This is a genomic window from Candidatus Ozemobacteraceae bacterium (assembly GCA_035373905.1).
GTDB lineage: Bacteria > Muiribacteriota > Ozemobacteria > Ozemobacterales > Ozemobacteraceae > MWAR01.
Map to the genome: position 1 here is coordinate 70,179 of DAOSOK010000010.1, position 26,044 is coordinate 96,222.

Consider the following 26,044-nt stretch of genomic DNA (forward strand, 5'->3'; position numbering starts at 1 on the left):
CGGGGTCTGGACGTACGGCGTCGCTGCATGTAACATCGTCGAACCGCCGCCGTCCTCCGGCGACCGTTCGAAAGGGGAATCGCATCCATGCCTACATCCGCTTCCGCGCAGGAAGTCCTCAAGCCGGCCGTCGCGGCCGGCGTTTTCGCCGATCTGCACGTACACAGCACCGCTTCGGACGGCGTGTTTTCCCCGACGGAGATCGTGCGACAGGCAGCCGAGATCGGCCTGGGTGCGATCGCCCTCACCGACCACGACACGCTCGCGGGAGTTCCCGAGGCCCGCTTCGCAGCGGTCGATGCAGGAATCGAGCTGGTTGCCGGCATCGAACTCTCGTGCGGCTGGCCGGGAAAAGACGTTTCCCTGCACGTGGTCGGCCTGTTCCTCGACGAGACGTCAGAATCGCTGGTCCGTCTCCTGGACGACCAGAAAACACATCGGTTTCACCGGGCCATGGAAATCATCGACCGGCTACAGCGGCTTGGATTTCCGATGGAGCCCCTCCGTGAGCGGTTCGCGGCCTCGACCGAGAAGGTCCTCGGCAGGCCCCATGTCGCGCGATATCTCGTCGAGATCGGGGCGATCCCCGATTTCCAACAGGCGTTCGAGCAGTATCTCCGGCGCGGCCGGCCGGCATACGTCCAGAAAAAGCACGTTCTTCCGGAAGAAGGGATCGAGGCGATTCACAGTGCCGGCGGAATCGCGTTCATCGCCCATCCCGGCCTGATCTCCGACTGGCCCGCCGTCTGGGAACTGATAAAGGATCATCGCTGGGATGGCGTGGAGGCCCATTATTCCGAACACACGCCTGAGCAGTTCGACTTTTTCCGGCGCCTGGCGGCGGAATACGGATGGCTGATGAGCGGCGGCAGCGATTACCACGGCGACTACGGGAAGCACGCCAGCCGTTTCGGCCTCTTCGGCCTCGACCGGTCCGGTTTCGCACGGCTTTCGGCCGGAGCCGCCGAACGGCGGCTGAAAGAAGAGAAGGCGGCATGAAACGGATTTTTTCGACACACCCCCGGAAGCAAGAGGGCAAGAACACGCCCCAAGAGAGCCCGGCCGTCACCGCCCGGCCTCTCCGCAAAGGCCGCCCGGTTTCGGACCCGCGTTCGGAGCCGGCGGGAAAGCGCGAGCGGATCTGCTTCGAATGCGACGTTTCCTCTCTCACCGCGTCGGGCCGATACGGGCGGGAACTCCTGCTGGCATCGCGGGGAATCGAGCTTCCTCTCTCTCTTCAGATCCGCAAATCCTACGATCACGACGACGCCTTCGTCCTGCCGAACTTTCTCGAAACCCTCGCGCAGCGTCCCCCCATCGGAAGCACCAGGATGGTCTGCCTGCCCGCCTTTGCCCTTCCCGAACGCGTCGAAAACGGGCGCTACTGGGCGCTTACCGCATTCAATCCCGAGCGACTGAGCGACGCCGAGCGGCGGGCCCTCCGCCGGCCGGAACGCCTGTTCGTGCCGACGGAGGCCCATGCGGCCCGGCTTGTGAAAGAAAAAATATCTAAAAGTATAATAACCGTCCTCGAGCCCGCGGTGAATCCGGGGATATTCACACCGAACGCGGTCTGGCCGGCCGAACGGCTGGACAAGGGAAAGGCGTTTACGTTCATCGCGGTGATTTCCCCCCTGCGCCGGCACGGCATCGATCTCCTTCTCCGCGCCTGGGTCGAGGAGTTCCGGGCCGGCGAACCGGTCCGGCTGGTGCTGAAACTTTCCCATCTTCCGCGGCTCAAAAAACGCCTTCCGTACGAAATTTCCGACCTGGCGATGCGCCTAGGGGCGTTGAACCGCCTGTTCGCGCCAGTTTCCGTGCTCGAAGGCTTCTGGGCGGAAGACGACCTTGCCGGCCTGGTCGCCGGATCGAATGTTCTCGTCTGTCCCGACCGCCTGCCGTTCACGGGCTTCAGGATCCGAGAGGCGGTCGCCTGCGGCGTTCCGGTTATCGCTCCGGAATCTGTGCGCTCCGTCGTGCCGCTCGATGAGAAAACGGGATATCTCGTCGAAACGCACGAGGTCGAACAGCCGGCCGAATCGCTGTTTCCAGGGTCTCCCGCCTGCCGCGTCGCCGAACCGGACGTCGCCGCTCTCCGACGCCGCATGCGCGAAGCCTTCGGTTCAGCCGCGGAAGCTCGGCGGCGCGGGGAAGAAGCCGCGCGGCGTTCGGCGAAACAGACCGACTGGGAAAACCGCGCGAGACTCCTTCTGCGTCAGGCGGAACGCTGATACAGCGGCAGGGTGATGACGAACGTCGTTCCCTTGCCAACCGTGCTCTGAACGGTCAGGGTGCCCTTGAACAGCTGAATGATGCGGTAAGAGACCGCGAGACCGAGGCCGGTTCCCTTCCAGTCGCGCTTCGTCGTGAAGAACGGGTCGAAGACCCTGCCCAGTTGCGCCGCGGGAATGCCGCATCCGGTGTCGTTGACCTGGATGCGCGCCGAAGCGCCCTGTCGCTCCAGCGCGATACCGATCCGGCCCGGGCCGGTGATCGCCTGGACGGCGTTCAGCAGCAGGTTGACCAGAACCTGCTGGAACTGGTGGGGGTCGCCGAAGATGTACATCTTTTCCTGCGGGGGGTCCCAGGCGAAATCGATCCGCCGCTCCGTGTCCTGGTACCGGACGAGCTTGACGGTCTCGTCGATCGTATCCTGCAGCTGAAACACTTCCGGAGTGACGTCCCGGCCGTGGGCGAAAATGTGGAGATCCTTGACGATCTTCGCGATACGACCGATGCTCGACAGAATGAGGTCGCACAGCTCTTCGTGCCTGCGGCCGCCCTGGTCGGTCTTGCGCAGTAATTGAATAGCGTTTGATATACCTGTCAGGGGGTTGTTCACCTCGTGGGCGATGCCGGCGGTCAGAATGCCGAGCGAGTTGATCTTTTCGGCCTGAATCAGCGCTTCCTCCATCGAACGGCGCTGCGTCACGTCACGGATGACCACCTGAAGCATCGCGACCGCGCCTGCGGCGTTCTTGATCGGCGAACAGCGCATCTCGAGATGCAGCGTGCCCTGATTGGACGACGCCAACTGGACGGTTCGGTCTACCGACGAAGCGGTCGTTGCCGCCTGCTCGGCGATCGCGGCGACCTCGCGGAACAGGTCGGAAACCGGGTAGAGGGCCGTCAATTCGCGTCCGGTAAACGCTTCCGTCGTTTTGCCCCTGAGGAGTTCCACGAAGCGGGAGTTGTGAAATAGCAGTTCCAGTCGGTTCGACAGGAGCAGAAGGGCGTCGGGAGACTGCTCAACGAGGCTCCGATAGCGTGCTTCCGAGAGTTCGAGGTCGTTCTTGAGTTTGCGCATGCGCAGGTGGGCCTTGATGCGCGCCAGAAGTTCGCCGATCACGAACGGCTTGGTGATGTAATCGTCGCCGCCGGCCTCGAAGCCCGTGATCTTCTCGGTGAGCGAGTCCTTGGCCGTAAGCAGGAGAATGGGCAGCGAGCGGGTCGCCGGCTCGGCGCGCAGCTTGCGGCACAGTTCGATGCCGTTCATCTGCGGCATCATCAGGTCGAGCAACATCAGGTCGGGCTGGAAGCTCGAAACGGCTTCGAGGCCTTCGAGCCCGTCGAACGCCTGGTGCACTTGGTAGCCTTCATCGGTCAGCGTCTGCACCAGCAGATCGTTCGCATCCCGGTCGTCTTCGACGACGAGAATGCGCGAGGGGGGGCGCTCCTGGCTGGCGGCTTGAATCTTCATCGCTGCGAAGGCGGCCGGCGGATCAGCGCGAGAACACTCCCAGGATCTCGAGGTGGAACGTGCCCGGGAAGAGGTCGAACGCATACACCTGCTCGAGTTGGTAACCCATCTGCATGATCGCCTGCGCGTCGCGCTTGAACGTCATTGGGTTGCAGGACAGATACGTCATCGTGCGCGGCTTGACGCCCATGAGACCGCGCATCACCCGCTGGGAAAGGCCCGTGCGGGGCGGATTCAGATGGATGGCGGCGAGGCTCCCCTTCGTGAGGGGGGAGCCAAATATAGATTCTACTTTTTTACAATAGAAGCGCGACCGCGAGGGGTTGCGGACTTTCTGGTTCTTCAAGGCGTCCTGATACGAATCTTCGTTGCACTCGACGCCGATCACCTCGTCGAACCGGCTTTCGAGAAGCACGGTCTGAATGCCGACGCCGCAGTACAGGTCCAGGAACTTGCCGCGCTGTTGGGTGGCTTCGTAGATTGAGATCAGCGTGTAAAAGATCGCCTCCGCGCCTTCGAGATTGTTCTGGAAGAAGGATCGCGGGGACACGGTCCAGTTGCGCTTCATGAAGGTGAACGGCTGCTGCTCGCGCATGAGAGTGAGATAGACCGCGTCGGGGGCGGCGACTTCGAGTCGGCCCAGTTTCTGGTGCGTGTCGTGATAGCCGCGCCAGGCGTTCAGCGTCGCCTCGTCAGGCGCGGCCCTGAGCGTGACCATCATCTGCTGCTGCGGCCCGAGCGTTCGAACCATAATTTCTACGATATTTGCGGCCATGCCCCGGTTCTCGGGCTGGTTCAAAAACGCGCAGAGGGCTTCGTAGGCTTCCATGTTCTCGGCGCACTGGACCTGGCAACCCCGGATGGCGACGACGTCGTGGGTGTGATACGCGTAGTTCCCGAGCGTGACCGTGCCGTCTTCGGCGACGGCGACCTTGAGCTCCATCTTGTTCCGGTAGCGGGTCGCCGGAAGCGGCTCGATCGGGTAGACGGTTCCCGGGTTCAGCGGCTTGACGAGCCAGCGGAGCATGGCTTCCTTCTCGCGGCGCTGATGTTCCGGTTTCAGGTGCAGCCAATGGCATCCCCCGCAGGCCGGAAAATTCGGGCAGGGAGACTCGCGCCGGGCATCGGACGGCGTGAGGATCTTCGAGACGCGGCCCCGCAGGTAATCCGATTTCGTCTCGGTGACCTCGATCTCGGCGGTGTCGCCGGGCGCCGCGTAGGGAACGAACAGAACCTTGCCGTCCAGGCGGGTGAGGGCGTCGATGCCGTAGGTCATTTTTTCGATAGCCAGCGTATGCATGTCGATGCGTCGTCCTTACGTTTCAGTTGCTGCCGCCGGCTGTAAAAGAGCCGGGCATGTCCGCTTGCCGCGGGTCGCGCCGGGCGGCCGGGAAACGGGGATACCCGGCAGAAGGCACAAGGTCGGTAACGCCGCGCGCGTGACGGCATTATTGCCGTCTCCGGTGCCGTTTGTCAATAACTGCATTTTTCCCGGAGTTGTGGTATACTCGTCTGACCGTCTTCCTAGGGTCGTACCCTGGCGTCGATACTTGGGTTGACGAGATGATAAAGGAGCGACACAGCAATGTCCATCACCAAAGAATCCAAAACCCAGGTCATTCACGACTACCAGAAGACCGAAAAGGACACGGGCTCGCCCGAGGTCCAGGTGGCCATCCTGACCACCCGCATCAACAACCTCGCCGCCCACTTCGAGAAGAACCCGAAGGATCATCATTCCCGCCGCGGTCTGCTCAAGATGATCGGCTCCCGCAAGCGCCATCTCAGCTACCTGCGCGAGAAGGATTACGAGCGCTACCAGACCCTGATCAAGCGCCTCGGCATCCGCCGCTAAGGAGCATTCATGGATAATCAGGTACAGATAACCGCCTGTTCGCTGCCCAATCAGACCGTTACGTTCGAAACCGGCCTGATGGCCAACCAGGCTGATGGCGCCGTGGTCGTTCGCGCCGGAGACTCGGTTGTCATCGGAACCGCCGTCGCGAGCAAATCGGTTCGCGAAGGCTGTGACTTCTTCCCGCTGACGGTCGATTACTTCGAGAAGACCTACGCCGCCGGCCGCATTCCCGGCGGATTCTTCAAGCGCGAAGGCCGCCCGACCGGCAAGGAAATCCTCACCAGCCGTCTCATCGACCGGCCCCTGCGGCCGCTCTTCCCCGACCACTTCTTCAACGACGTCCAGATCGTCGGCATCGTCCTTTCCTACGATCTCGTCAACCAGGTCGACATCCTGGCGATGAACGCCGCGAGCTGCGCCCTGCTGATCTCGTCGATCCCGTTCGACAACCCGATCGGGGCCGTGCGCGTCGGCAAGATCGACGGCAAGCTGATCCTCAACCCGTCGCCCGCCGATCTCGAGCACAGCACGCTCGAAATGGTCGTCGCCGGCACCGAGCAGGCCATCACGATGGTCGAGTCCGGCTCCGCCGAAGTGACGGAAGACGAGCTGATCGAGGCCCTCGGTTTCGCCCACGACAACATCAAGAAGCTGGTTGCCTCGATGCGCGACCTCCAGTCGCGGATTGGCAAGCCCAAGATGGTCGTCGTGCCGCCGGCCCCCGACACAGAACTCGAGCAGCTCGTGCGCGACACGATCTTCGCGGACGTGCGCGACGCGCTGAACACTGCCGAGAAGACCGCCCGGAAGAACAAGTTCCAGGTCATCGGCGACAAGCTCGAGGCGGCTCTGCAACAGAAATACGGTGAGCAGGCCGGCGAAAAGGGCAAGCGCGCCCATGCCATCCAGGAAGACATCGTCCAGCGCGAACTGCGCCGGATGATCCTCGAGGAAGGCCGCCGCATCGACGGTCGCGGCTTGGCCGACATCCGCCCGATCACCTGCGCCGTGGGCTTCCTTCCCCGCACGCACGGCTCGGCGCTGTTCACCCGCGGCCAGACCCAGTCGCTCGGCGTCGTCACGCTGGGCGCGGCTTCCGACTCGCAGATCATCGACGGCATCGACGAGGAATACAAGAAGCAGTTCCTGCTGCACTACAACTTCCCGCCGTTCTCGACCGGTGAATGCAAGCCCATGCGCGGCCCGGGCCGCCGCGAGATCGGCCACGGCGCCCTCGCCGAGCGTGCTCTCGCCCGCGTCATGCCGCCGAAGGACGTGTTCCCCTACACGGTGCGCGTCGTCAGCGAGATCCTCTCCAGCAACGGAAGCTCTTCGATGGCGTCGGTTTGCTCGGGCGCCCTCTCGATGATGGACGCCGGCGTTCCGATCAAGGCCCCGGTGGCGGGCATCGCCATGGGCCTGATCAAGGAGAACGACAACTTCAAGGTCCTGTCCGACATTCTCGGCGACGAGGATCACTTCGGCGATATGGATTTCAAGGTTGCCGGCACCACCACGGGCGTCACCGCCCTGCAGATGGACATCAAGATCAACGGCGTCACCCTCGAGATCATGAAGACCGCGCTCGCTCAGGCAAAGCAGGGCCGCTTGCACATTCTCGAGAAGATGGTGCAGGCGATCGCGAAGCCCCGCGCCTCGCTGTCGGTCTACGCGCCGCGCATCGAATCGATCGATATCGATCCGGACAAGATCCGCAACCTGATCGGACCCGGCGGAAAGACCATCCGCAAGATCCAGGAAGAGTGCAAAGTCCAGATCGACACCGGTGACGACGGCCACGTCACGATCGTCAGCCCTGACCAGGCCGCGATCGAGAAGGCCCTCCACATGGTTCGCCAGATCACCGAAGACGCCGAAGTGGGCAAAGCCTACACCGGCAAGGTGAAGCGCATCATGAAGTTCGGCGCGTTCGTCGAGATCCTGCCCGGCGTCGAAGGCATGGTTCACATCAGCCAGCTCGACCACAACCGCGTGAACCAGGTGGAAGACGTCGTGAACATCGGCGACGAAGTCACCGTGAAGGTGATCGAGATCGACTCACAGGGCCGCGTGAACCTCTCCCGCAAGGCCCTCCTGCCCGAACCGCCCGGCGGCGTCCGCCCGCCCGAGCCCGCCCGCGAACCCCGCGGAGACCGCCCTGACCGCGGAGACCGCGGCCCCCGCCGCGATCGCGGCGATCGTCGACCCGAGTAAAAATATCAAATCATATACAATCCCCGGGGCGTCCGCCCCGGGGATTGTCGTATCACGCAGCGGCTGATCGCGATCCGCTCGCGGCAGACTCTGGAAACACCGCGAAATTCTTCTGCGAATTCCAGAAATGCTTCGTTCCGTTGCGCCGTTGCGGTGGAACCGAACGTCTCCGTGACGTTCACGCGCCTTGGGGTTTACGCTCAGCCGCTCAACTGGCGGGCGACCTCGAGGTCGTATTCGGCCCGGCGGATCAGCATGTCGCGGTTTTCTTCCTTGAGGTGCTGGATGGCGAGCGTCTTGACCCGGAGCAGGTGCGTCATCGCCTCCTCCGAACTTATCCAGAGCGGGGCTTCGGGCGGAGCAGAGCGGGGATACACGCGTCTGATCATCTCCCGGAGGTCTTTCTGGGCCTGGACGAACTTCGTTTTGTACTGGACGTATCCGTCCTTGTTCTTCAGCCGGAAGTAGCATTCCGACATGCTGTCATACAGTTTCATCCGGTTCTGGAGATCCTTTTCCGGAAGATCCGACAGGATCTCGTTGAACTTGGAAAGGGCCTGGTCGAATTTGCCGGCGGCATACAGGGCGTTTCCCAACGCGATTTCCGGGTGGTTGATCGCCGCCAGCCGCTTCGCTTCCTCGTAAGCCTCGTCACGCAGAGGGGCATCGCCCTTGGGCTGCTTCCGCTTCGAAAGGGAGCGGGCCATTCCCTGGTCGAAGGCCGACATGGCCGCTTCGGCCCGGCCCGTGTCCAGGTGCCGTTCGGCGAGGGCCATCTGGTGGGAAATGGCCGAGGTGGATCGGTATGAGGTTTCAGACGTCCCCTTCGGGGACTTCTTATAGGTCGCGTAATCGACGTAGATACGGTCGTGCGAGAAGCGCTTGATGTTCGATTTGAAGATGGTGCTCAGGAAATTGTAGATCAGGAGGAGCAGAACGATCGTCACCACGACGACGGGCCAGCGTTTCGGTTCCATATCTCAGAACCTGCCGTCCGCGTCGGTGCTGCAGAACGTGCCGGGGTTCATTTCTTCGGCGAGCTTGACGCGGCTGTACAGCTTGGCCACGATGTCCAGTTCCTCGTCCCGCCGGTCGGAATGGTGCTCGTCGATCCTGCTGTGGACCCGGAGGGTGATGAACGCCGTCGCCGACGCGTTCGCCGCGTTCGCGGTGTCGACGGGAACGATCTTCACGTAATCGTCTCCGGCCGTCGCGGTCGGATTGAACTCCTGCGCGTACGGTTTGAAAATAAAGTCGGCGATATTTTCGAGAACGACTTTTTCCTTCGCTTCGTTTTCGGTGCCGGAATACTGCGAGGCCGGACCCTCGGTGAATGTCGGGGACGCTTCCTGAAACCTCAGTTTGCCGGGGGTCTGCGTGCGCTTCACCTTGCCGTCGGCGGTCCAGAGATACTCGACCTTCAGCACGTCGATCTGCTGGCGTGCCGGGGGAATGGCTGCTCCGCCAGCGCTGTCGTCGTAGAAAATGTAATCGAGCGGGGTTCTTGTATATTGAAAACAATACATGCCGAGCTTCTTTTCGGCCGGGTTGACGGCGTAAAACCGGTAACAGGACGCGACATCGCGGCTGATCTGGTCGAAGAACCAGCGCGCCTCCGACTGCATCTGGCTCATCGAAACGTTGTACCGCATGGTTTCCCGGCCGCCAAAGTAGATTTTCCACGCGTAGCCCATCAGGAACGTGACGATGACGATCGTCACCATCATCTCCATGAGGGTGAATCCGCGGCGCCCCGGGGCCGTCGTCTCAGTTCTCGCCATAATTCACCACCACCGTGCCGAACCCGAGGCTGAACGTGCGGTCGGGTTCGCGCCACCGGACTTCCATCTCGATGCGGTATTTCGTCGGGTTGGCATCATCGTCCGCATTCGCGACGACTTTCGTCTCGAACCGCTCGTAGTAGACCGGCCACGTGATCGAGGAGTCGTCGGACTCGACCATCTTGCCTTTGACCTGCTTCCAGTCGTGAAACAGGCCGAACGTCGGGGTGTCGAGCTCGCGTCTGACGCCGGCGAAGCCGAGACTTCGGACTTCATCGATGATCGTACGCCCGAGACTCTGGGCGATCATCAGGTTCTTCGCCTGGGCCGTCGTCTTGTGACTGCTCTGGAACAGCACAATCAGGGGCAGCATGCCGAACGAGAAGATGAGGATCGTCATCAGCAGCTCCGGCGTGGAAAACGCCGACCGGGGGAGGAGGCGCGAAATGCCGCGAGTATGGCCGGAAGAAGGGTGGATCACTGGGTGGCTCCGGAGAAATGCAGATGCTGGATCCGCGGGCTCATGACGACGACATGGGCTGCGATTTCGTGCGCTTCAGTGTTCGGTTTCGAAGCGCTGTCGCGCTCCTGGTCCTCCAGGAACTGGTTGATCATCCAGACCTTGGGCGACGTTTCCGTAAAATATAATGGATTGTTTATATCGTGGAACACCCATAGATCGCCGTCGAGGCGGGACTTCTTCATGAAAAAGTTACAGTAGTTGCCGATGATCGAGTTCACCTTGTCCCGGAGGTCGGGAAGCTTGAGCGTCGTGCTCCATTGGGCCGGGATGTCTTCCGGGTTCATGCCGCAGTCGCGGAAGTCCTGCTCGCTCATGATCCCGTCGGTGGTGCGGATGCCGGCGAGCGAGAAGACCGACGCTTCGATTTTCTTCCCCTTCCCCTCGATGATCAATTGGCACTGGTTCAGGTCGGGCAGGGTGCCGTTGCTGTTGAAGGGGTAGTAGACGATCGTCAGGTGACTGTCGCTGCGCGTGCCGTCGTTGGCGCGGGCGGCGATGATGTTGCCGCGGATCACCGCCGGCTTGAAATTGTCGCCGACGAAAATCATGCCTTTTCCCTTGTACACGACGGGACCGAACGTCTCGAACGTGTCGAGCCAGTAGAGCCCGTCGAGAATCCAGAAGCCGTCCTTGTCTTTCGGGATCTCCGCCGTGCTTTTCAACTTGTGCGTCGCGGCCTTGAAGAAATACTTGAAGTTGGTGGGGTAAAAGTTGCGCAGATCCGAGTCGTTCATCGCCGTCGGGGATTTCGGGTCCTGCGGCTTGATGACGAGCCCCACGAGAGAGCCGCCGGCGTGCCAGAGCAGTTTGGCCGGCGTGGTGATGTTCCGCCAGGCGCCCACGGCGAGATCCTTCACGCCGCTCCAGAGCGCATCGAACAGGCCTTCCGCATCGCGGAAGTTCCCGTAGTTGAGGCTGAACTCGGGCATCTCGAGACGCGGGTAGTTGTTGGTCGTGTCGAGAATGCGAATGCCGGCCGCATTCCGGATGATGAAATGCCGGACTTCGGCATAGATCTTCGTCTGCTCGTCGACGTCGGCGTCGTTGAACAGATTGCGGTGCTCGATGCGCAGGTCGGGATCGGGATCGGGCCAGGTGTCTTCGATCTGGTTGGGGGCGAACGCCGCCTTGCGGCGCTGCGGAACGTATTTCCAGGGGAAGCGGCAGAACGGGCCCGCCGGGAAGAACACCTGCTTCTTGCGCGTGCCCCGGATGTACTCTTTCTGGAGCTCGCTGATGCCGGTCGTGAGGAACTTGCCCAGGTCGGACCAGGTTGTTTTCTCGCGTTGCGGCAAATACCCCTTTTTGTAGGTATTGTATTCGAACAACTGCTTCTCGCTGTCGGACATCGTCTCGAAGTCTTTCTTCGTATTGTCGAGATTGTTCCACCATGCGTAGTCACGGCCTTCCCAGAGGGCTCGGGCGGGGTAGGCAAGATACGATAGGCCATTATATGTATCAGAATATTGGAACGCGAGGTTGAACCCGGGCCTGCCGTCCGTGCTCGTCTGGAGGAAGGCGCCGTACATCTCGGCCTTGTCGGTCGAGGCCGGGTTCGTATCGGGATTTTCGAGGCCGATCACGGCAGGGCCGTGAATGTAGATACGCGACTGGTAGGGGTGGTTCCAGAGGACGAGCCTGCCGTTTCCGCGGGAAAGGTCGTTTGCGACCTCGCTCGCGTCGCGCGGATCGACGCCAAGGCAGCTGTACAGAGTGTAGTTGCGGCCGATGGGGCCGACGTTCACGACTTTCATGTCGCGGGTGATCTGGAACAGGAACCGGCTTTTCTTCAGACCGCTGGTGACGGCGACGGTGACGTCGAACCCGATGCTCAGGTAGAAATCCCGGGTCATCGTGTTGTCGAACGACTTGTCGGCGCGATCTTTCGGGGTGTAGACGCACTCCGGCTTGGTGAGCGGGCGATGGTCGATCGGGCGGCAGTCTGTGATGCGAGGCTGGACCTTCTCGATCTCGAAGCCGGCGCGCGTCATGTGGAGCGAGATCAGCGCGTTCGTCTGCGTGACGTAGTTCTTGAATGGCGGCAGAACGTCGAGCAGTGTCGGGTTCAGTCCCGTCGAGCCGCCCTTGTCGCGGTAGTCGGAGGTGGACAACTGGCGGAGCAGCGGCCCCTTCTTGCCGTCTTCCGAACCGTCCTTGAACAGCCTGTAGAGCTGGACGGTCGCCTCGTCGGCGGCGGCCTCGGCCAGCTGCTGGGCCATCGTCGCATACACCGAAAAAGCCGCTTGGGTGTATTCCGTACTGGTCGTCTGCTTGAGAAACAGGCCCATGAAGGCGAGGAGACCGAGAATCAGGACCGCGACGATGTAGGCAAAACCGCGTCGGTTCATGATCTCCTCCTTTCGCCCGCTCCGGAACAGGCCCGCTCTCGACAAGCGTACTCATTCCAGTGTATCAGACGCCGGAAAAAGCGTCCACTATTCCTCTTTCTCGCCGAACACCTCGGCGGTGAACCGCCACAGCTTCGCATCTGCCGCGAGGCTCTTCCCGTCGGGAGCGAGATGGCTTCCCGGCGGCAGCCCGGCCTTGAGGCACAGATGGTTCAGGTAGGTGTCGCGGTCCCACCCGTATTCCGTTGGCACTTGCGGCAGCAGGAGGCCGGAGCCGGGGTATTTCCGCAGCAGGAGCCCGTCGCGGCCGACCTGAATTTCATCGATGCTGGAGACGGGGATCAGCGGGGAGAGAACGGATATCTCGATGTCGATCTTCGCCAGCTCGCTTGGTTCGACGGCGGGAAACCGCGGGTCTTCGGTCGCCGCGGCGATCGCCATGTCCTGAATGCCCTGCGAAAGCGGGCTGCGCCCCTCGATCAACCCGATACAGCCGCGCAGTTCGCCGTCGATCTTCAACGTGACGAAAACGCCGCATTTTTCGGCGAATCTCGGACTCTTCAGCGTCAGAGGCGGACGGCCTTTCCCGTTCAGGACGGCTTCGAGAGTCGTTCTCACCGCCGCGAGCGCTTCCTTGTGAAACTCGTTCATCTGATCCTCCGGTTTTCCTGCGTTCTGGGAATCGGTCATCGATGTCTCTGCCTGAGGCGGAGTCGGTTGCCCCGTCTGCTCCTTCGCCAGGGGGAGTCCGGGCGCCTCGAACACCACGGCGGCATAGCCCACGACCCGTTCCGAACCCGATTCGCGGCTGGAATCGGTACGTTCGATTACGCGAACCGTCGCGGATGCCGCTTTCATCACCGTAAGAAGGGCCGTGACGCCGTTCAGTCCGCACAACTCCGTCGCGCCCGCCTCGCAGGCCTCCCGAAGCCCGTCGGGATCAAGGGCCCTGACGGACTCGAGCCCCCGGGAGTCGAGGTGTTCCGCCTCGGCCGCCCCGTGATAATGCGACCAGTCGGTCGAGACCACGAGAAGAACGCGTTCCGGGCGACCCGAGAGTCTCTTCACCAGCTCGCGGCCGAGAAGCGAACCGTTCCCCGACGGGCCGCCGATGCTGAGAAACACGGAGGGGCGGAGACCGATCGCCTTGACGAGGAAGGGCAGAACGACTTCGATCGAATGCTCCTCGGCATGCTGGTCGGGGTCCGCGACGCAGACGCCTGCCTCGAGAAGTTCACGCGATGCGCTGGCGTCTGCAAGAACCGGCCCCAGCGGCGTGTCGAACGCCCCTTCCGGCCACACGGAGATCGTGGGGCGGCCGGACCGGTGATCCAGCCCAAGGACATACACGCGGTCGAACCGCTGGCCGGCAATCGCCTTGAACGCCTTCGCCGCTGTCGGGCCGGAATACTGATACCCGGCGTGAGGCGTGATCAGCCCGACGAGCCGGGATGCGGTGGCGACGGGCACGATGTCTCCCGCGTCCCTGAAAAAACCGTCGAGAAGCGTTTCGAGTTTTGCCGGGTCGCCCGGGTAAAACAGATCCGCCATGGCCGCCGGCCTGACCTGCGCCGGGGCCGCGCAGACGCTCGCTGCCACCATCGCCGTCGCCAGGAGAAAAACCCGGAACGCTCTCACGCTCTCTGCCATATCGCTCTTGTTATATAATATCACGTCTGAATATTGCGTGCAGGGCGCGTCTCGACGCGCCCTGCAAACAGCCATGTGCTCTCTCTTTCAAACTTCAGACGTTTCACTTCCACCTGTCTTCACGCCCTGGTTACGCCAGGGTGTGAAGATAGGCGGGCGTGAGTTTGCCGGACGCGATTTCCTGGACCGGTCCGGCCATGAACAGCACGCCATTCTTTTCCTGCGATATCGAAAGGTCGCCGCCCGGCATGTGGACCGTCACCGGCGATTGCAGTTTCTTCGCCCTGATGCCAGCCGCCGTGACGGCCGTCGCGCCGGTCCCGCAGGCTTGCGTCATGCCGCAGCCCCGCTCCCAGACGTGGACGCGCACTTCGTGAGGCGACACGACCTGAACGAACTCGACGTTGATGCGCCGGGGATGATTCGCATGCGTTTCCAGCCAGGCGCCGGCACGGACCATCTCGTCCTCGTCCCACGGCTCATCGACGAACAGCACCGCATGCGGGTTTCCGACGTTCACATGGATAGGTTCCAGCTTTTCGCCTTCCCAGTCGAGTGGCTTGCGGTCCTTTTCAGCGACCAGCTCGCCGGTCGAGACAAGATCGAACGAGGCCGAGCCCATCTCGACTCGATACGAGGCCGTGCCGTTGCATGCGCTCTCGAACCGGACTTCGCGGATGCCGCCGCCGGTTTCGATCAGCACGGGCTCAATGCCGAGACAGTGGCCCTTGAACAGGTGGGCGACGCACCGGATGGCGTTTCCGCACATTTCGGCCTCGGTTCCGTCGGTGTTGAACATCTGCATCCGGCAGTGATGCTTCGGATCGCGCGGATCCATGATGAAGACGATGCCGTCGGCCCCGATGCCGCGCCGTGGATCGCAGAGAAGCTGCAGGATGCGGGGTTTCTTGAGCCGGGAAAAATCCTGTCCCACCTCGTCAAAAAATACGAAATGGTTTCCCAGGGCGTGCATTTTATGAAACGAATACATGGGAACTCCTCTCGGGAATGATTTGTCGCATCAACCGGCAGGCGATCTCAGCCAGGGCAGCAGTTTCGTCGTCGCAAAAAACACCAGCAGCACTCCGGTCAGGAACAGGAGCATCTGTTTCAGATCCTCGCGCTTCAACTGGAGATTCCTCCAGTTGCCAGCCGTGAACAGCAGCCCCATGAACGGGAGAACCGGCAGACCCACGCCCGCCAGCAGGGCGCTTGACACGGCAATCAGGAACGAAGCGGTCAGAAGCAGGATATTCTTTCGCTCGCCGAGCCCGAACCTCAATGCGGCCTGATAGAAAATGCCAAAAAAGAGAAAATCCGTCAACCCGATCAAAAAGGGCATGGCAGGCCGGGGACCGCCGAGGATGGGGAAACGGAGCAGAAAATAATGGATCTGCTCACTCCGGATGATGACAGCCGTCGCCCCCGCCGAGACGCTCCAGATGTCGGCGCAGGTCGCGATGATGGCGATGGGGATGAGATGCGCCTTCTCGTCGATGCCGCTGCCGATCCAGAGGCCGATTCCTGCCGCGAGAAGCAGCTGCGCCAGCCCCAGGGCGAGAACGCCGGTCGGCGGCTCGGGCCAGGTGTCTTCGATATGTTCCGAGACGGCTTCGTAGACGGCGTTGCGCGCGTGAACGAGGCCGTCCGACGTTGCCGCCACGGGCAGCATGGCATGAGCCGCCGAGACGAACAGGACTTCGCCGGGAACCGTGGCTGCCGAATTGATGATCCGGCCGCGAAGCACGAGAGGCTTGGCGAGAAGAACCACCAGCGCCAGCCCGATCGCGCCGACGGCGAGATACGTGCTTCGATGCCAGAACAGACGCGTGCCGGCCGCGACGAAGCAGATCGCAAGCGCGATGAGCAGGGTCGCCGTGAAAAACAGGGCCGTGGTCTGCGACCAGGCAGGCAGCAACCCCCCCAGATGAAGGGCGGCCGAAAAGGCGGCAATCCAACCGATGACGGCGCCCGCGAGCGGCTTCCAGGAACGACGGGGGGCCGCGTCGCCGCCCGTGGGGGATGCGTCGCCGGTCACCGTTTCGATGTCAGGGTCGAGATGCTTTCCGAGGCCAGCCGGACAGCGTCTGGATCCGTTCCGCTCTTCACGGCGTTTTCATAGGCCGCGACGGCGAGGTCCTTTTTCGACAGTTTTTCGTAGATCCGGCCCATGTGGAGATGCACTTCGCTCGAGATGGGCTCGTGCGACAACCTGAAGATCTTCAGCGCCTTTTCCTGGATATTGCGGGCGTCTTCATACTTCCCCTGGCGATACTTCACCCAAGCGAGCGAGTCGAGATACGTCGCCCGGTTCGGCTTGTCGAGCTCGAGGGCCTTGTTGATGAGTTTCCCCGCCCGCTCGAGTTCGCGATTCTGGTCCGCCAGCAGGTAGCCGAGCGTGTTCGCCAGGCTGCCGTTGTCGGGCATCAGCTCGACCATGCGGCCGAAGACCCTGATGGCGTCGTCGAAACGGCGCTTTTCAAGGAAGGCCGAGCCCATCACCGAAAGCACGCGAAGGTTGTCGGGATTCCGCTCGAGGAGCGCTTCCCATTCCTGTCGTGCCTTTTCGAAGTCGCCTTTCTCGAAGTAGACGACGCCGAGATTCAGCTGGGGACTGATATCCGACTGGTCGGTCGCGATGGCGCTTCGATAAATCCGCTCGGCCTCGACGAGGTCTTTCGTGCCCAGGTAGACGTTGCCGAGGTTGATCCGGGCTTTCACGTTCGAGGGGTCGAGGGCCAGAACACGGTTGAACTGCTCGATCGCGCGGTCTTTCTCCCCCACGACCGAGTAGACGAGACCGAGGTTGTTCAGGGCGTTGACGTGCTCCGGATCGGATTTCAGCACCGCCTCATACTCCCGCACGGCGTCGAGATACCGCGAGATCTCGTGGTAGGCGACACCGAGGTTGTAATGCGCCTCGGGCGGCAGATTCGCGTCAAGGGCGAAGGCAGCCTCGTAGGCTTTGACGGCCTCTTCGGGCTTTCCCTCGAAATACAGCGCCATGCCCAGCAGATACGAGGTGTAGGCCTGGTTCTTGTCGATCGCGAGGGTGCGGCGGAGGTAGCCGGCCGCTTCCCCGTAGCGTTCCTGCTGGAGATACAGCTTCCCGAGGTTGCGGAGCGCTTCGGCATACATTGGCTCGATCGCGATCGCGCGCTTGAGCATGTCTTCCGCTTTCTGGGGGAGGTTTTGCTGAAGATACAGCAGTCCAAGAAAGTTGCAGGCCTCTTCCGAATACGGGTCGAGCGTTTTCGCCTTCAGGAACGCCTCTTCGGCCTTCTGCTCCTGTTCGAGCAGAAGGCTGTTCAGGCCGTCCCGGATCAGTTCCTTCGCCATCTCCTTGGCCGTTCGCGCGTCAGCCGGACGGACCGCCTCCTGAGCTGTCTGGGAGGCAGTCTCAGGAGCAGCGAACATCGGTCCGGCTGCCGGAAGCAGTGAAAGAATCAGGGCCAGCAGGCGGCCGGTCTTCGGATGGTTAGGGAACATGCGACCTCCTCGGACGCTCACAGGTCTTCCTTGCGGGCGTCACTTTCTCGAATGGACTCGTTGATTGCGTCTTCAAGGTCTTTGAGGATCTTTTCGACGACGAAGGATTCTTTTTCGATCCCCTGGGCTGAGGCGATATACAGGGCGTGATTTCCGTCCTTGATGGCTCTCAGAGAGCGTTTGGCGTATTTCGAAAGATTGTCGGCCGAGGCGAGACCCGACTTGAAGATGGCATCCCGATTCTGCATCGGAACCTGGCACAATACGCCCATCAGGAGGTGGAACCGCGAGGAAAGGCCGCGCGACATGTCGAGGACGGAGCGGGCCTTCTTGTCCGATGGGGCGAACCTGTAGCGGGCCTGGTGACGCGGGTGCGTGAACGGCTCCGCCTCTTCGGCCATGAAATGCGCGGTCTTGAGCAGGGTCTTGCACATCGTGAGCTGTTCGTTCATGGTTTTCGAGACGATCATCGTCTCTTTGATTTCCTGCACGGCAGGCGCGGGGTCGGCCTGGAACAGGAGCGCTGCCAGAGAAAGAAGTTTCAGCCAGCGACGGTTGACGAGCATGGGTCCGTGGCCCTCCATTCACATATTCTACATCCGTCGCGGCTTCGTGAGCAAACCGCGACGTCCCATCCCCCGAAGGAAGCGGGTTAAGCCCCTCTATCGGAACAAGTCGCCCGTCTCTTGACGTACCGTTTTCCGAGTGCCATCATTCGCACAGAAAACGAAACCACAGAGGCACAGAGACACAGAGAAACGTGTTATTTATAAAAGATAAAATATTTTCTCCGTGCCTCTGTGTCTCAGTGGTTCGTTGTTTTGAATCCATCGATAGATAAGGAGATATTCGCATATGTCACGACAGGTTGTTTCCACGGACAAGGCGCCGGCGGCGATCGGGCCGTATTCGCAGGCCATCAAGGCGGGCGGCTTCGTGTTCACCTCGGGCCAGATCCCGATCGCCCCGGCCTCGGGAAAAATTGAGGCGTCCGACATCACCGGCCAGACCGAACAGGTCATGAAAAATCTCGAGGCCGTTCTCGCTGCCGCCGGTACCGGTTTTACGAAGGTCGTCAAAACCACCATCTTCCTCGTCGACCTCGCCCACTTCGCCACCGTCAACGAGATCTACGGCAAACACTTCCCGAAAGAGCCGCCCGTCCGCTCTTGCATTCAGGTTTCGAAGCTGCCCAAAGACTCCCTCGTCGAAATCGAGATGGTGGCTCTTGTCTGAACGGCATTGAGGCGGCAAAGGGTGCCGCTGCAAAGGGACATACGAAAAGCCGCCCGGCGTAAGCCGGGCGGCTTTTCGTATGTGCACCGTGCGCTCGGTTTGAGCATATCAGATTGGAGGTGAAAATCCTACCTGGAGCCCCATGGAGGGAATCCAACACCGATGTGGCAAGGGCCTGAGGAAGACCGAGGGTCCGGTTATTTCGATTTCGACGAGAGTGCCTTTGGTTAGCCAGAAACATCTTCCGCGTTGGCTTCTTGGGATAACTCAATTCAGGGGGACGTCACCCGGCTTGATGTAATATTCGACGAACCGGCCACGAACTTGGCCTGTCTGATAGTTGCCAAGATCTCCCGTGTCACCCGCCGAAATAGTGCTTCCTGCGCGCGTATATTCCGATGGATCGAGAATTTCGAACACGGCAAAACCGATGATGCGAACCGAAGAACCGAACGCATATTGCGAGGGAAGATATGCGCCGTTGGGGTGATCCTGGCCTTGGAGATCGTAAATTGCAGCTGCGGTTGCATTATGAGTGTTATTAATCGGAACTTCCGGAGGAATGTCTGTGATGGGGATGAGAACCCGACGATTGGGAGGATATGTGGCGTCTCCATTCACGCGAAAACTTACTGCCTGATCCGTTGGTCCTGACTGGTTCCCAGGTTCGGGGATAATGCGGTCGTTCATCTGGAGGGGCTGATTGAAGCCGTATTCGAAGCGATCTCTGTAGTCGTTGGCTCCGCCCCCGGTGGTATTGTCCGGATCGATGACACCGTAGTTGCTTTTCTGTTTTCCCGTGACGGGAGTATCCTCTCCTTCTGCAAGTTCTTTGGTTACCAACGAGCCTAGTAGAACATTGTTCAGCACGAGACGTTTAGCTTGGACATTGTGGTGATAATGGCCTCCAAGGAAGGTAAACGTTCCTCTTGCGTAATTTCCTGAAATATACTTTACATAGTTCGAGTTCGATGTCTGAGTTCCCAATATTGTAACGGAGCTTTTGATCTGGGATCTGAGGAAACTTGCGGTGTGACCGCTTCCCGTGTCGGGTTTTCCAGAATGATTCTGGCATCTCGGATCGAGTGGCGCCGACAGGGTGAACGGCTGTTTCGATGACGTATCTCGGGAATTGATATCTGAGAACCATGTAGCACCGGATCTCCAAGGGAACGTCTTATAATGCATCCCTGTGAAGGCGAGACATTCATCATATGCGGTTGTCGCAGATTCCCCGGCGTGAATACCTGATTCCCACAAAGCCAGATCAAGCGTTTCAGGAGCAAAGCATTGCGCGAAGAGGAAGCCCCCGAGTTGAACATGCTCACGAACCTTTTTCGTGACTTCCCATTTCATCTTTTGAACGTTGGTGCCTTTGTTGAACCATCCGTCCGCGTTGTCAGGAACAGGTCTCCCGCCGTTCGTATATACTTCATACTGAGGCTTGGGCTCGGATCCCGGATCGCTTGTGAATCCGGTTGCGAACGACAGCAGATTCGCATATTCGAGACATTGCGGTCTGTCGGGGTCGGTTTGGTTACAAATCTTAATTGAGGAAATTGTTCGCCACAAGGTCCCATCCGCACAAGATTTCTCGGTACACCGTCTTCTCGCGTTATGACAGTTGGTCACGGTATCACTTGGTTCAGGAGTGTATCCACTTGCCCACCTACCGGTGGATGCGGTGAAATTACTCTGGCAGTAGCTGCACATGCGATTTCTGCACGTGGTTCTTCTTGAAGAACTGGTTGTGGAACCTAACAAGCCACGGTCATAGAAATCTTTACACGTATAGCCATAGTAGTAACACCCGCCGTTGAATCCTGTGAAATCTTCATGGTGAAGGTGAACCCAGTGATATCCATTCAGGGCTCCGGCTAAAATTTCCCCGTCGTAGATCCGGGTGGCTTTGGACGGATCGTAGGAAGCCGTACGTGTCCACCCGTTTGCATTGACCGAGGGAGGTTTACTGTATGTCCCATATGGGATCCTTGCCTCGCGGAGGACTGTTTCAACAGGGTCTGGATTGTCCTGGGACGAATAGACTGCGATTCTGGGGCGATTGTACAACTCCAAAGTATTGGGATTTACTTGATCGAATATGGCTTGGACATTTTCGCGGCCTGTGATGATGGTGTAGTTAACGCCGTAATCAGTGAGCTTTGAAATAATAGCGTCATCATACGGTAGAAAGAACGATCCGCCCCGATAGCCCAGCAGCCAATACACGGGTGTATACCCCGGGTCTGACTCCTCAATCTTCAAACACCAGAATGCGATCCCGTATGCCCTTTCATACCCAAGGGTTGTTTGAGCTCCGGTGTCCATCGGAACGAGAATCATTTTGACATCATCTGGTGTCGTTGGCGGCTTGCTTCCACCCCCGCTTCCGAGTTTGAGGATGTATTCGGACCCGCTGGCAAAGGCGTCTCCGGGACCGAAAAAATCGACCGAATAGGTCGTTTTGGTGAGGTCTTTCACCACGCCATGGGGAATGGCCAGCGGAACGATGGAAGCGCTCATCGTTCTGTCGTTTTCACGTGAAGCGGCAACTCGCGCGGTTGTATATCCATAAATCCTGGAAAAGAAGAGACCGACGGGTTCTGAAGCTGTCACTTCCAGCGTGTTAGTTGGATCGATGGTTATTTGAACGTTTGCCAACTGGTCATCAGAGTATCCATTCTGGCGTATGACATCAAGAATCTTGGCTTTTACAGTGTTTTGCCCGCCTTGGGAAAGGGGGGCATTTGTACCGGAAGTTAATTCGATCATCTTATCGTAACCAGCTTTCCAGCCGGCATTGACAGCTGTTTCCAGCCGAATCTTCTGATAATACATCCACCCCGCATCCGTCACCAGCGCCGTTAATCCGATGAGAAAAACGGTGGCTACCGCAGTCATTACCAGAATCGAACCTCTTTTTGAATAAAGCATACTCTTCCCCCCTTTTTTCCAAATATCCCAATTTAACCGTGATCTTGGCTCCTCGGCCCTCTCCAATCATTGTAAATGGCGGGGAATCTCGAGTGGGGGAGACCCTATTAACGCGTGAATACAGCCACTGGCTTCTGATATAAAGCAGCGACACTCAGAGGAATGACCGGTTTGCCGGAAATACCCGTCGTGAGCGTGGAATAGAATGGAGTATACAACGGCGATTCGTAAGAAAGGGTCACTCTCACTGCCTTCCCTCCGGTTGGCATGGTGACATCAGGGGTCGACTGGACTTTGAATGAGGTGTTCCACCATGCTGGTTTTTTTGAGGTTGCATAGGTTTCGATCTCGGAGGGAGATCTTCCCGTCGTTCCGTTACTTTCGGCAGCCCATTTTGCCGTGGCATTTGCAATTTGCTGAAGGGCGATGATGTTGTAAAACGCGAAGCCAAAATCAACGATCCCCCCAATGAACAGAAGAATAACCAGAGGGCATATGATTACGAATTCAACAAAGGACTGACCTCGCTTCTGATACCTCATGCTAAAACCTCCATTCGAGAACCGGACAATTGAATGGCGAATAATTCCGCAGAAAAATTGCCCAGCGGCAAATATGTTACAAGGCTTGAATGATGGTGTAAATATACCTCACATGCTTTCCATTATTCCTTTGCCTCGGTGGCAGACGCCCAAACGATCACTTCAGGTTTGCCGGTTATGGCTTGAAAAATATTCCCAATGAAAGGAGTGAGCATCTCAATCCGGCATCCGACACGGACTGTGATTTCTCGCGATGCATCTCCAACTCCTGAATACTCAGGTTGGGGAAGGGTCGGAATGGTAGGATTGCAGTAGTTGGCCGGATTGATGGCTGGAGATCGATGAGCATCGAAGGCCGCCTCTACCTGTGGAAGAGCAGGATGGGTCGTGCTGGTGAAAACGTTTCGTGCAACCAGTTGATTCAGTCGCTTCGAGCCTTCACGTGCCGCTTCCACGCATTGGAGATTGATGCACGACCATGTATGGAGAATGCGACCAAAATCGACAATAGCAAACACAAGGAAAAGGAAAAGCGGCAATACAAGCGCTAGTTCGAGCGTAGCCTGTCCGGTTCGCAATCGGCTGTTCATAGGGATCTTCTCCTGGGTGGAGATGTGTCCAAAGGACGCTCCGGTGTAAATATGCGCAAATATCATGCCAAAGGCATCATTGCGAAAATCCATAGGCTAAGATAATAATGTCTCTGGAGAGTTGGAATATCAATCTCTTTATTCACCAATTCTCGGTTAGCGGTCTGATACCGACTTCTGCGGGGGATGCCGAGCGTTCGCGTTCCTCTGCCGTTTGGTTTCGGAATCTCGACGCATCGGTCCGCCTGCGGTTAATACACGTCAATCGCCGCACCTCTTCGCACTGAGGCCGGTTGGCAGCCTTCCCGGGTAATGCGCGCTTCCTTTCCCGCTTTTGCCCGTCGAATATACAGCCATGCGTTCCGAACAAGTATTGGACTTTGGAGAGTTGAGCCTTCCCATCCCGCATGGTCACCTCGTATCCTCTTCCTGTGTGTCGGGCCAGCGTTTTGCCCGCGGCTTCCTTCAGGTTCAGCCTCGCGACGAACATCCTTGCCGTTCGGCTCGTGATTCCTCTTGTCGGGGTCACAGATGGCTTGCACCTCCCAGGAAGTGCCACCCTGGCGCGCACAAAGAAAGCCGCCCGGCTTATGCTGGGCGGCTTTCTTTTAGGAAATTACAGGCCGCCAGAGGGGAGAGTAGTGGTCTTCGGGGGCGTGACCTGGAGGAACGCCCCGGTATAAATGGCTGCTCCGACGAATCTATATGCCACCAACGCGCCGTTGTTGTCATACACAGGTGTGGTAACGGTATCCAGAGAAGTGATCGCATACCAGCCGGCTGGCAGGTTTACTATGGAGACGTTCCCGACGGCATTCGTCGTGGGGCGGTGAATGATCGCCGGCTGGCGGGTATCGCTGTTATCCGGTTTATACCACAGGGCGACCTTTGTGTTGGTGACGAGAGCGTCCGTCGTCGGATTGCGGATCGTACCCGCCAATGCGCCGGTAGACGTGAAAGCGGGACTGATTGCGATCGTTCCTATGTTTTTACCAGCTACGTTCAGGCCGGCGCCGTCGGCGACCGTGCCATTGTTCGCGGCAACTCCTCCGACGAAAAGATTGGTGGTGCTTGCGACGATGACCACATTCCGGTCTGTGAATCCGGTTTTGGAGAAGGTGACCGTGTATTGGCCTTCGGACACCCCATACAGAATGAATGAACCGTCTTCCAGGGTACTGGTGGTGAGGGCGCCTACACCGAGAGAAACGTCGGCAAACATCACAGGCGTGCTGTCAGCAGCGCTGACGAGTTTTCCAATGACGGTATAGGATGCAGCCACCTGAGCAGCGCCCGGTTTGGGACGCAGGGAAAGGTTCTGCTCGACATTGGAATTCGCAGCCAGATTGATGACGGCATAATTCTTTTCGTAGATGCCGCTTTTATCATAGGCTTCGATATAATAAATGCCGCCCGAAATGCCTGTAAATGAATAAAAATTGCTGTTTTGGGCATCACGCTTCGCGACCAGGACGGCATCACGATATAACCGGACGGCGACGTTCGCATTGCTGCTCACGATCGGGTTACCGGTGGAGAGATCGAGCAACCGTCCGTACAGGGTTGTGGTTCCGGCGATGTTGACGGTCGTGGAGGCCGTGTTTGTCGTGCCGGTCGAACTGGCGGACGATCCGGCCGGGTTGGAGTCGCAGCCGGTCAGGATGACGGCGGCCAGACAAACGACGAAGGCGATGCTCAGAAAAAAGCGGGTTGAGAGACGCGGGACGGAAAACATGCGTTCAGGTCTCCTTTCGGGACGGGCAGATGGCTTGTTCATGGAATCTTCTCACTTTTGATGACGAATCTGGAAACGGACTGTGTCGGACGTTATCTATGCCGGCTCGATGATGAGCCTCTCACCGGCTTGTACCCCTTGTTTTTCGCGCACTCCTGCGGGCAGTTCCAGCACTTTTACCGCGTTGCGGTGCCAGCCCGAAACTCCCCACCAGGGAGCCAAAACATCATAGCATGCCACGACTTGGTTGTCCTTGTCGAGAAAAATCGCATCGATCGGGTACCCCATGAACATCATGTGAATCGACGTGCATGGTTCGATCAGCAATCCTTCCCCCGGCTGGAGGGGCGACGTGAACATCAGACCTCGCAGACGGCTGATGAAGGTATCGGCATATCTGGCCCGGTCGGCCAGCAGTTCGCCGTTCGCCCTGGTGACACGATACGATGACAAAGGCTGATGATCCCTCACGTGGCCCGGCGAACACCTCATTCACCGGTTTTCATGGTACTCTTTCCCATTTCCTCGATGATCTGATAGGCGGCGGGGCCCATGATGACGATACCGACATTCGGGAAAATGAAGAAAACCAGGGGAATCATCATCTTGACCGGTGCTTTTGCCGCCTCTTCCTCGGCGCGCTGCCGCCGCTTCTCGCGAAGCTGGTCGGACTGGATGCGCAGAACCTGACCGATTGAGACACCGAGCTGATCCGCCTGGATGATGGCCGAAACGAACGCCGAGAGATCCTGGTGGTTGACGCGTTCAGACATATCCTTGAAGGCGTCACGCCGTGACTGGCCCATCCGGATCTGTCTGAGGGTCAGGCTGAATTCGTCGGGAATCGGGCCGCGCATCTTCTCGACGACCTTGTCGCAGGCGGCATCGAAGCCGAGTCCTGCTTCGACCGCAACGGTCAGAAGGTCGAGGACGTCCGGGAGCTGGCGGGTGATTCCATGCAGGCGGGTCGCGATCTTGTTCTGGAGATACATGCGCGGAAGCAGTGTCCCGAGGCCGATTCCAACGAACGCGAACAGTCCTATCTGGCCTGGCTGCATCTGAACGACGAAGCCGAAGGCGATCATGACCGAGGGCAGAATGACTCGGAACAGGTTCTGAATGACCATGAACTCGCCGACCGTCAGACCGCCCGGATATCCGGCCTGGGCCAGCATTTTGCGGAGCGAGCCGCGCTGGATCTGCCGGATTTCCTTCGGATCGCGTTTCCCGGCGAGGTTTGCCAGGAATGGCCTGATGACGCGATCCACGAACGGCTTGTTCAGCTCCTCGTCCTTGATCGCCACCGCTTCGCTCGTGCTCACGCCGCCGTCGAGCTGTGCGAGGCGGTTCTGGATGTCAGACTGCGAACCCGACGGGAACAGCAGGAGAATGACGAGGAAGACGGCGACGGCACCGATGATCATAAACAGGGTGTTCATGTCTC

Annotated in this window: 22 protein-coding genes; 5 read left to right on the plus strand and 17 right to left on the minus strand. The window is 59.4% G+C overall.

Features of this window, described 5'->3' with window-relative positions; all coding sequences use genetic code 11:
- The first annotated feature begins 87 nt into the window (after positions 1-87).
- The gene (locus tag PLU72_06710) at positions 88-999 is read left to right on the plus strand and encodes a PHP domain-containing protein (protein ID HOT27861.1); all 912 of its coding nucleotides are present in this window, start codon (positions 88-90) and stop codon (positions 997-999) included.
- Complete coding sequence (locus tag PLU72_06715; GenBank protein ID HOT27862.1) at positions 996-2,231, plus strand: glycosyltransferase; 1,236 nt, start codon at positions 996-998, stop codon at positions 2,229-2,231. Before PLU72_06710 ends, PLU72_06715 begins: the two co-directional genes overlap by 4 nt.
- Here PLU72_06715 and PLU72_06720 read toward each other — a convergent pair.
- Both PLU72_06720 and PLU72_06725 read right to left on the minus strand, forming a co-directional pair.
- Complete coding sequence (locus PLU72_06720; GenBank protein ID HOT27863.1) at positions 2,216-3,700, minus strand: response regulator; 1,485 nt, start codon at positions 3,698-3,700, stop codon at positions 2,216-2,218. The two genes, PLU72_06715 and PLU72_06720, sit on opposite strands and share 16 nt — an antisense overlap.
- Before the next feature lie 22 nt (positions 3,701-3,722).
- Complete coding sequence (locus PLU72_06725; GenBank protein HOT27864.1) at positions 3,723-5,000, minus strand: TRAM domain-containing protein; 1,278 nt, start codon at positions 4,998-5,000, stop codon at positions 3,723-3,725.
- Positions 5,001-5,285: 285 nt separating this feature from the next.
- Between PLU72_06725 and rpsO the strand changes: the two genes are divergently transcribed.
- On the plus strand, positions 5,286-5,555 hold the full coding sequence (rpsO, locus tag PLU72_06730; GenBank protein ID HOT27865.1) for a 30S ribosomal protein S15: 270 nt from the start codon (positions 5,286-5,288) through the stop codon (positions 5,553-5,555).
- Positions 5,556-5,564: 9 nt separating this feature from the next.
- The gene (pnp, locus tag PLU72_06735; GenBank protein ID HOT27866.1) at positions 5,565-7,772 is read left to right on the plus strand and encodes a polyribonucleotide nucleotidyltransferase; all 2,208 of its coding nucleotides are present in this window, start codon (positions 5,565-5,567) and stop codon (positions 7,770-7,772) included.
- A gap of 200 nt (positions 7,773-7,972) precedes the next feature.
- Here pnp and PLU72_06740 read toward each other — a convergent pair whose 3' ends face one another.
- From PLU72_06740 to PLU72_06780, 9 genes are all read right to left on the minus strand, one after another.
- Positions 7,973-8,749, minus strand: coding sequence for a hypothetical protein (locus PLU72_06740; GenBank protein HOT27867.1), 777 nt, complete (start codon positions 8,747-8,749; stop codon positions 7,973-7,975).
- Between the two features lie 3 nt (positions 8,750-8,752).
- Positions 8,753-9,553: a prepilin-type N-terminal cleavage/methylation domain-containing protein gene (locus PLU72_06745; GenBank protein HOT27868.1), complete on the minus strand. Its 801-nt coding sequence runs from the start codon at positions 9,551-9,553 to the stop codon at positions 8,753-8,755.
- Positions 9,540-9,953, minus strand: a complete 414-nt coding sequence (locus tag PLU72_06750) for a hypothetical protein (protein HOT27869.1) — start codon at positions 9,951-9,953, stop codon at positions 9,540-9,542. The genes PLU72_06745 and PLU72_06750 overlap by 14 nt, the downstream gene beginning before the upstream one ends.
- Positions 9,954-10,030: 77 nt before the next feature.
- Complete coding sequence (locus PLU72_06755) at positions 10,031-12,424, minus strand: hypothetical protein (protein HOT27870.1); 2,394 nt, start codon at positions 12,422-12,424, stop codon at positions 10,031-10,033.
- An 87-nt stretch (positions 12,425-12,511) separates the two neighbouring features.
- Complete coding sequence (gene amrB / locus PLU72_06760) at positions 12,512-14,062, minus strand: AmmeMemoRadiSam system protein B (protein ID HOT27871.1); 1,551 nt, start codon at positions 14,060-14,062, stop codon at positions 12,512-12,514.
- Positions 14,063-14,204: 142 nt separating this feature from the next.
- Positions 14,205-15,065, minus strand: coding sequence for a diaminopimelate epimerase (gene dapF / locus PLU72_06765; protein ID HOT27872.1), 861 nt, complete (start codon positions 15,063-15,065; stop codon positions 14,205-14,207).
- Positions 15,066-15,095: 30 nt separating this feature from the next.
- Entirely contained in the window at positions 15,096-16,112 is a 1,017-nt protein-coding gene (locus PLU72_06770; GenBank protein ID HOT27873.1) for a hypothetical protein, read from the minus strand.
- Positions 16,109-17,563, minus strand: a complete 1,455-nt coding sequence (locus PLU72_06775; GenBank protein ID HOT27874.1) for a tetratricopeptide repeat protein — start codon at positions 17,561-17,563, stop codon at positions 16,109-16,111. The genes PLU72_06770 and PLU72_06775 overlap by 4 nt, the downstream gene beginning before the upstream one ends.
- Positions 17,564-17,580: 17 nt before the next feature.
- Complete coding sequence (locus tag PLU72_06780) at positions 17,581-18,129, minus strand: hypothetical protein (protein HOT27875.1); 549 nt, start codon at positions 18,127-18,129, stop codon at positions 17,581-17,583.
- A 289-nt stretch (positions 18,130-18,418) separates the two neighbouring features.
- Here PLU72_06780 and PLU72_06785 point away from each other — a divergent pair, with 289 nt between their 5' ends.
- On the plus strand, positions 18,419-18,799 hold the full coding sequence (locus tag PLU72_06785) for a RidA family protein (GenBank protein HOT27876.1): 381 nt from the start codon (positions 18,419-18,421) through the stop codon (positions 18,797-18,799).
- 267 nt (positions 18,800-19,066) lie between these two features.
- Here PLU72_06785 and PLU72_06790 read toward each other — a convergent pair whose 3' ends face one another.
- The 6 genes from PLU72_06790 to PLU72_06815 all read right to left on the minus strand — a co-directional run bounded on the left by PLU72_06790 (position 19,067) and on the right by PLU72_06815 (position 26,039).
- Complete coding sequence (locus PLU72_06790) at positions 19,067-21,733, minus strand: hypothetical protein (GenBank protein HOT27877.1); 2,667 nt, start codon at positions 21,731-21,733, stop codon at positions 19,067-19,069.
- Positions 21,734-21,840: 107 nt separating this feature from the next.
- Positions 21,841-22,275 (minus strand): TadE/TadG family type IV pilus assembly protein, encoded by a 435-nt coding sequence (locus PLU72_06795; GenBank protein ID HOT27878.1) that lies wholly within the window; start codon positions 22,273-22,275, stop codon positions 21,841-21,843.
- A 122-nt stretch (positions 22,276-22,397) separates the two neighbouring features.
- Positions 22,398-22,865, minus strand: a complete 468-nt coding sequence (locus PLU72_06800; GenBank protein HOT27879.1) for a TadE/TadG family type IV pilus assembly protein — start codon at positions 22,863-22,865, stop codon at positions 22,398-22,400.
- 616 nt (positions 22,866-23,481) lie between these two features.
- Positions 23,482-24,600 (minus strand): hypothetical protein, encoded by a 1,119-nt coding sequence (locus PLU72_06805; GenBank protein ID HOT27880.1) that lies wholly within the window; start codon positions 24,598-24,600, stop codon positions 23,482-23,484.
- A 96-nt stretch (positions 24,601-24,696) separates the two neighbouring features.
- On the minus strand, positions 24,697-25,053 hold the full coding sequence (locus tag PLU72_06810; protein ID HOT27881.1) for a DUF192 domain-containing protein: 357 nt from the start codon (positions 25,051-25,053) through the stop codon (positions 24,697-24,699).
- Between the two features lie 35 nt (positions 25,054-25,088).
- Complete coding sequence (locus PLU72_06815) at positions 25,089-26,039, minus strand: type II secretion system F family protein (GenBank protein ID HOT27882.1); 951 nt, start codon at positions 26,037-26,039, stop codon at positions 25,089-25,091.
- Positions 26,040-26,044: the final 5 nt, after the last annotated feature.